6 protein-coding genes are annotated in these 5,418 nt (G+C 67.5%); 3 read left to right on the top strand and 3 right to left on the bottom strand.

Going from position 1 to position 5,418, the window contains the following annotated elements:
• Positions 1–150: 150 nt before the first annotated feature.
• The 3 genes from AX702_RS06805 to AX702_RS06795 are packed head-to-tail and all read right to left on the bottom strand — an operon-like array spanning position 151 to position 2,099.
• On the bottom strand, positions 151–894 hold the full coding sequence (locus tag AX702_RS06805; protein WP_066777858.1) for a thioredoxin domain-containing protein: 744 nt from the start codon (positions 892–894) through the stop codon (positions 151–153).
• 18 nt (positions 895–912) lie between these two features.
• Positions 913–1,584: a thioredoxin domain-containing protein gene (locus AX702_RS06800; RefSeq protein ID WP_066777853.1), complete on the bottom strand. Its 672-nt coding sequence runs from the start codon at positions 1,582–1,584 to the stop codon at positions 913–915.
• The gene (locus AX702_RS06795) at positions 1,581–2,099 is read right to left on the bottom strand and encodes a DUF721 domain-containing protein (RefSeq protein ID WP_231731757.1); all 519 of its coding nucleotides are present in this window, start codon (positions 2,097–2,099) and stop codon (positions 1,581–1,583) included. The genes AX702_RS06800 and AX702_RS06795 overlap by 4 nt, the downstream gene beginning before the upstream one ends.
• A gap of 26 nt (positions 2,100–2,125) precedes the next feature.
• Here AX702_RS06795 and AX702_RS06790 point away from each other — a divergent pair, with 26 nt between their 5' ends.
• Genes AX702_RS06790 through nudC form a run of 3 tightly spaced genes read left to right on the top strand, consistent with a single transcriptional unit; the run spans position 2,126 to position 5,390 of the window.
• Positions 2,126–3,178 carry an A/G-specific adenine glycosylase gene (locus AX702_RS06790; protein ID WP_066777848.1) on the top strand — a complete coding sequence of 351 codons (1,053 nt, stop codon included), beginning with the start codon at positions 2,126–2,128 and terminating at the stop codon, positions 3,176–3,178.
• Positions 3,175–4,527 carry a serine hydrolase domain-containing protein gene (locus AX702_RS06785; RefSeq protein ID WP_066777846.1) on the top strand — a complete coding sequence of 451 codons (1,353 nt, stop codon included), beginning with the start codon at positions 3,175–3,177 and terminating at the stop codon, positions 4,525–4,527. Before AX702_RS06790 ends, AX702_RS06785 begins: the two co-directional genes overlap by 4 nt.
• Positions 4,524–5,390 (top strand): NAD(+) diphosphatase, encoded by an 867-nt coding sequence (gene nudC / locus AX702_RS06780; RefSeq protein ID WP_066777843.1) that lies wholly within the window; start codon positions 4,524–4,526, stop codon positions 5,388–5,390. The genes AX702_RS06785 and nudC overlap by 4 nt, the downstream gene beginning before the upstream one ends.
• The last annotated feature ends 28 nt before the right edge of the window (positions 5,391–5,418 follow it).

The following is a 5,418-nucleotide window of genomic DNA, read 5'->3' as shown; positions in this document are numbered from 1 at the left end:
ATCTGGTTGTCACCCGCCGGCACGAGGATGAGACCGCCGCCTGGGCAGCGATCTAAGCCACTTCTGCGATCAGGGCCGGACGACGGATAGGGCCGGACGACGCCCCACGTGGGTCGTCGTCCCTGCCCTTTTGACGCCGCTCAGCCCGCATCAGGCGCCGGCAGCCTTCAGCGCCTGCTCGATCTGTGGCCAGCTTGCCGCTTCCAGCTTCTCGCCGTTCAGGATGAACGTCGGCGTGCCGGTCACTTCCTTGTCGCGCATCGCGACTTCGGAAACCTTGGCGAGATCCTCGATCCGCTTCGTGTCGGACAGGCACTGGCGCGCCTGCGCTTCGGTCAGCCCGCGCTGCTTCACGAAGTCGATATAGCCCAGATGCTCGACCCAGGCGGTCGCCTGCTGCGCCGGGCTCATACCCTGCAGGCGCTGCTGAAAGTCGGCCGGCACGCTTTCCAGCTTCTCGAGGAACTGGTTCTGCTCGACAAACATCTGCTCCAGAATCGGGAAGAACGGCGTCTCGCCGGCGCACTGGCCCAGGATCGCGACGCCAAGGTCCGGCGCGTGGACCAGGAAGTCCCGGAATTCATAGGAGACCTTGCCGCTCTTGATGTACGTGTCTTCGAGCGGGCGGGTGCCGGTCCGGCCGAAATTGCCGCAGGTCGGGCAAGTGCGCGATCCATATTCGACCAGCTTCAGCGGCGCGTCGGGATTGCCCATCACATAGCCGCCGTCTGCCGTCTTGGAGACGACCTGAGTCCAGTCCTGCCCGGCCGGCGCCGCGGTGGCGGCGATCGAATTGGGTGCGGCGGCGTTGCTGTTGCCGCTGTCTCCGCAGGCGGCGAGCATCGCAAGCGCGCAGGCGAGGAGAGGGGTGGTCGCGGCAAAACGCAATTTCATGCTATCACTCCGTATCAATCACTTGGCGCCGGCGGCGCGCAGCACCGGTTCCAGCCCGGCCCAGTCGGTATTCTGGATCAGCTTGCCGTTCAGTTCAAAGGTCGGCGTGCCGGTGATCTTACCCTGCATTGCCTGCGCCACCTGAAGCGTCTTGGCGACATTCGCCTCGTTGGCGAAGCAGGCGGCGATGGCGCTATCGGTCATGCCCGCGGCTTTGGCGATGCCGGTCAGCCTGGCACCATCGGCGAGTGCGCGCATGATCTGCGGCTGAGACTTGCCGGCATTGGCCTGGCCCGATGCCTGATCGAAGGCCGCCGCCTGCTTCAGCCATTCCTCCTGCCGCGTGAACAGCAGGTCATGGATCTTGGGGAACAGCCCCGGCCCGGCGCAGCGCGCCAGCGTGGCGGCGACCAGATCGTACCGATCGTGGATGGAACTGCGCACCTCCAGGCTGGTGGACCCGGACGCGATCATCTTGCCCTTCAGCACGGGCGCGGAATCACGCGAGAAATGCGCGCAATGCGGGCAGGTGTAGCTGACATATTCAATCAGCTTCACCTTCGCCTTGGGGTTGCCGATGACGAAGCTGCCCGATGGCGCGAGAGCGGCGGTCGCCGTCCACGGTTTCTGGGTCGCGGCAGTCAGTGGCGCGGCGAGGGCCAGGGCGGCCAGGGCAAGCAGCTTTTTCATTTGACGGTGGGCAATCCATGGAAAGCGCCGACGCCGGCGGCAAGCGCCTCCAGCACGGCCTTGAGCTCAGGGTCTTCGATGCTTTTGAGGCTTTGCCCCAACTCGACCGGAACCGGGCGCGGTGCAGGCGAGGGGCGCGGCTTGGGCCGCGGCGCCACATCGCCCTGGCGGATGGCGACCTTGGCGATGGCGGGATAGCCGAAGAACAGGTTCACTCGCTCGATGATCTCCGGCACGACATGCTGGATCATCACCGCATGGGCGCTGCGAACCATCAGGCTAAGCGTGCCGTCCTGCTTCTTGCCGACCGGAAACTTGATCGATTCGGGAGCGCTCGCCGCGGCAAGCTTTTCGCCCACTATATCGGGCCAGCGCGTCACGATCGACGATTGCACGAAGCCGAAACGGCGGAATGCCGCGCCGCCGACGCTGGGCAGCAGCTCGGATACCGGGCGCGAACGGTTTGATCGCGCGGGTTCCGGCTGTGATTGGGACGCTCGCACCCGCTTGCTCATCTGGCGCCCCATGCCATAGCCGGGGCGTGGACGCCAAGCGCTCGATCGCCGACAGACTGCTCGACTGGTATGATCGTCATGCCCGCACCCTGCCATGGCGCGCACCGCCCGGCGTAACGCCCGATCCCTATCGGGTCTGGCTGTCGGAGGTGATGCTTCAGCAAACAACGGTCGCCACCGTGCGCCCGCGCTTCGAGGCATGGGTGGCGCGATGGCCTGATGTCGCCAGCCTCGCCGCCGCCGACGAGGCGGAGGTGATGGCGGCCTGGGCGGGGCTTGGCTATTACGCCCGTGCCCGCAATCTTGTGCGGGCGGCAAAGGCGATCGTCGCCGATCATGGCGGCCGCCTGCCTGGAACGGAAGACGCGCTGCGTGGCCTGCCGGGGCTGGGAGACTATACGGCGGCGGCGGTGGCGGCGATCGCGTTCGGACAGCGCGCCGTCGTGGTCGACGCCAATGTCGAACGTGTCGTGTCTCGCCTGTTTCGCGCCGCGGGAAAGCGCGCGGTTCGGGCGGCGGCGGAGCAGGTGACGCCCGATCGGCGCGCAGGCGATTTCGCCCAGGCGATGATGGATCTCGGCTCCGCCATCTGCTCGCCGCGCAAGCCCAAGTGTCTCCTGTGCCCGCTCGCCCGTGATTGCGCCGCGCACCAGGCAGGAGAGGAGGAGGCGTTTCCGGTCAAGCCGGCGAAGAAGCCCCGGCCGGCGCGGTTCGGCACCATCTTCTGGCTGGAGCGTGGCGGCAGCGATGGTCTTTCCTCTTCGGCGCGCGAGGTGCTGCTGGTCCGCCGTCCGGCGAAGGGGCTGCTTGGAGGCATGCGCGCCTTGCCGACGGGGCCCTGGGAGCCCGCCGCGCCCGGGCTGCAAGGGGCACCGGCGGCGTTGGACTGGGCGATGTTGAACCATGTGGTCAGCCATGGCTTTACCCATTTCACCCTCGAACTCGCGCTTGCCGTGGCGCGCGGGGACGCGCATTCAGCGCAGGCCGGGGGCGAATGGTGGCCGGTCGACGATCTCGCATCCGCGGGATTGCCGACCGTCTTCGCAAAGGCCGCAGAGGCGATAGGGAGGGTGCGATGAGAACGCATTGGCTGGGCGGCACCATGGTGTTGCTGGCATTCGCCGCCACGATGGGCGACGCGCGTCAGGCGCAGCCGGCACCGCAACCTGCCCCTGCCCCTACTGTCGCCGCGGCGCCCGGCGCAAACCCGCTGCTTCGCGAAACGCAGGCGCTGTTTGATGGCTATGTCGCCAGCGGCAAGATGCCGGGCGTGGTGGGTGCGTTCGGCGTTGGCGACGCCCCGCCGCAGTTCGTTTCCGCCGGCCGCATCTCCGACGATCCGGGCGCGCCACTGGCCGGTCCGGACAGCCTGTGGCGGATCTATTCCATGACCAAGCCGGTGACGGGCATGGCGGCGATGCTCCTGGTGGAGGACGGGCGGATCGGCCTGGATGATCCGCTGAGCAAATATATCCCCGCGTTCGCCAACATGCGGGTGCTGACCAGCCCGGATACCTCGCTGGACAGCGTGCCGGCGAAGAAGCCGATCCTGATCCGCCACCTGCTCACCCACAGTGCCGGCCTTGGCTACAGCATCAATGCCAAGGGGCCGCTGCTGCAGGAATATGAGCGGCGCGGCATCGTGCCGGCACAGGTGAATGCGCAGATGGAGGCCAAGGCGCGCACCGCCCGCCCGACCACGCTCGCAGAATTCGCCAACCGGGTGGCGGCGGTGCCGCTGATCGCCGAACCGGGCACCAAATGGCATTATTCCATTGGCCTCGACGTGCTGGGCGCGGTGATCGAGCAGGCGAGCGGCATGCCATTCGACCGCTTCGTGCAGACGCGCCTTCTCGGCCCGCTGAACATGCGATCGACCTACTGGAGCGTCCCGGCGAGCGAGGTGGGGCGATTGTCCACCAACTACGTGTTCGTCGGGGATGTTCGCGCGCCAACCGATCGCGCGGCGACGTCGGTGTACCTCAAGCCACCCAGCTTTCCCTATGGTGGCGCGGGGCTGGTCTCCAGCGCGCGCGACTATGATCGCTTCCTCCACATGCTGGCGAACGGCGGCACGCTGGACGGGCGGCGGGTGATGAAGGCGGAAACGGTGGCGCTCGCCATGTCGAACCTCCTTCCGCCCGGCGTGACGTTCGGCGGGCTGGGCGACGGAACGGGCGGGGTCATGTCGGCGCGCATGGGGTTCGGTGCCGGCGGCTCGGTTTATCTCGAAAATGCGCCGGGCGGCGTGCCGTCCAAGGGAACATTCGGCTGGGGCGGTGCCGCGGGCACCATCGCCTGGGTCGATCCGGTCAGGAAGATGCGAGGAACGGTGATGGTGCAATATTTCCCGGATGATAAATGGCCGGTTCGGCGAAACGTATCCGCCGCCCTGGCGCGTGACATGCAGCGGTTGACCGCGCGATGAGCGTGCCGGGCTTCACGGGCGGCACGCTCAGCCGCGTTGCCGATCACCGCAACGATGCGGAGGCCTTTGCCGCCGCGATGGGCGACTGGCGCGCCCGGCTGCTCAAGCTGGACGGCTATGATCCCGAAATCACCGAGGATGGCCGCCTCGGCTGGACGATGGTGACGGAGGCGGCGGACGACGCGCATATCGTGCTGCTCGGCTTTGACGAGGGGCGGCCGCGCTTCGCCGCCGCGCCGGAAGGCGTGCCTGCTCCGCCGCTGCGTTCACCCGCGCTGTTCCGCGCGCTTGACCAGCTCGCGCCCGGTGAGGCCGCCACTTATGCCATGGCGCGCGCGGTGCTCGACTGGAATGCGCGGCACCGCTTCTGTGCCAATTGCGGTACGCTGACCACGCCGTTCCGTGCCGGCTGGGGCCGTAAATGCGGGAATTGTTCGACCGAGCATTTTCCGCGCGTCGACCCGGTGGTGATCATGATCGCCGAGCATGACGGGCGCGCCCTGCTCGGACGTCAGCCAAGCTGGCCCGCCGGTCGCTATTCCGCGCTCGCCGGCTTTCTGGAGCCGGGCGAGTCGATCGAGGAGGCTGTCGCGCGAGAAATCCAAGAGGAGGCCGGCGTGCGCGTTTCCGGCGTCCGTTATGTGGCGAGCCAGCCCTGGCCGTTTCCGTCGCAACTGATGATTGCCTGTGTCGGCGTCGCCGAGGATGATGCAATCACGCTCGACGAGAATGAGCTGGAAAAGGCCGGCTGGTTCACGCGCGAGGAAGTGCGCGCGTCGCTCGCGGGTGAGGGGCCGTTCGTCGCGCCGCCCACCTATGCCATCGCGCACACGCTGCTGACGCTCTGGGCGAACGAAGGCTGATCACCCCTCCGCCGGCCCGGCCGACGAA

Source organism: Sphingomonas sp. CCH5-D11, assembly GCF_001557395.1.
In the GTDB taxonomy this organism is placed as follows: domain Bacteria; phylum Pseudomonadota; class Alphaproteobacteria; order Sphingomonadales; family Sphingomonadaceae; genus Sphingomonas.
Note: the sequence above shows the minus strand (reverse complement) of the source record. Positions and strands in the feature narration are given on the sequence as shown.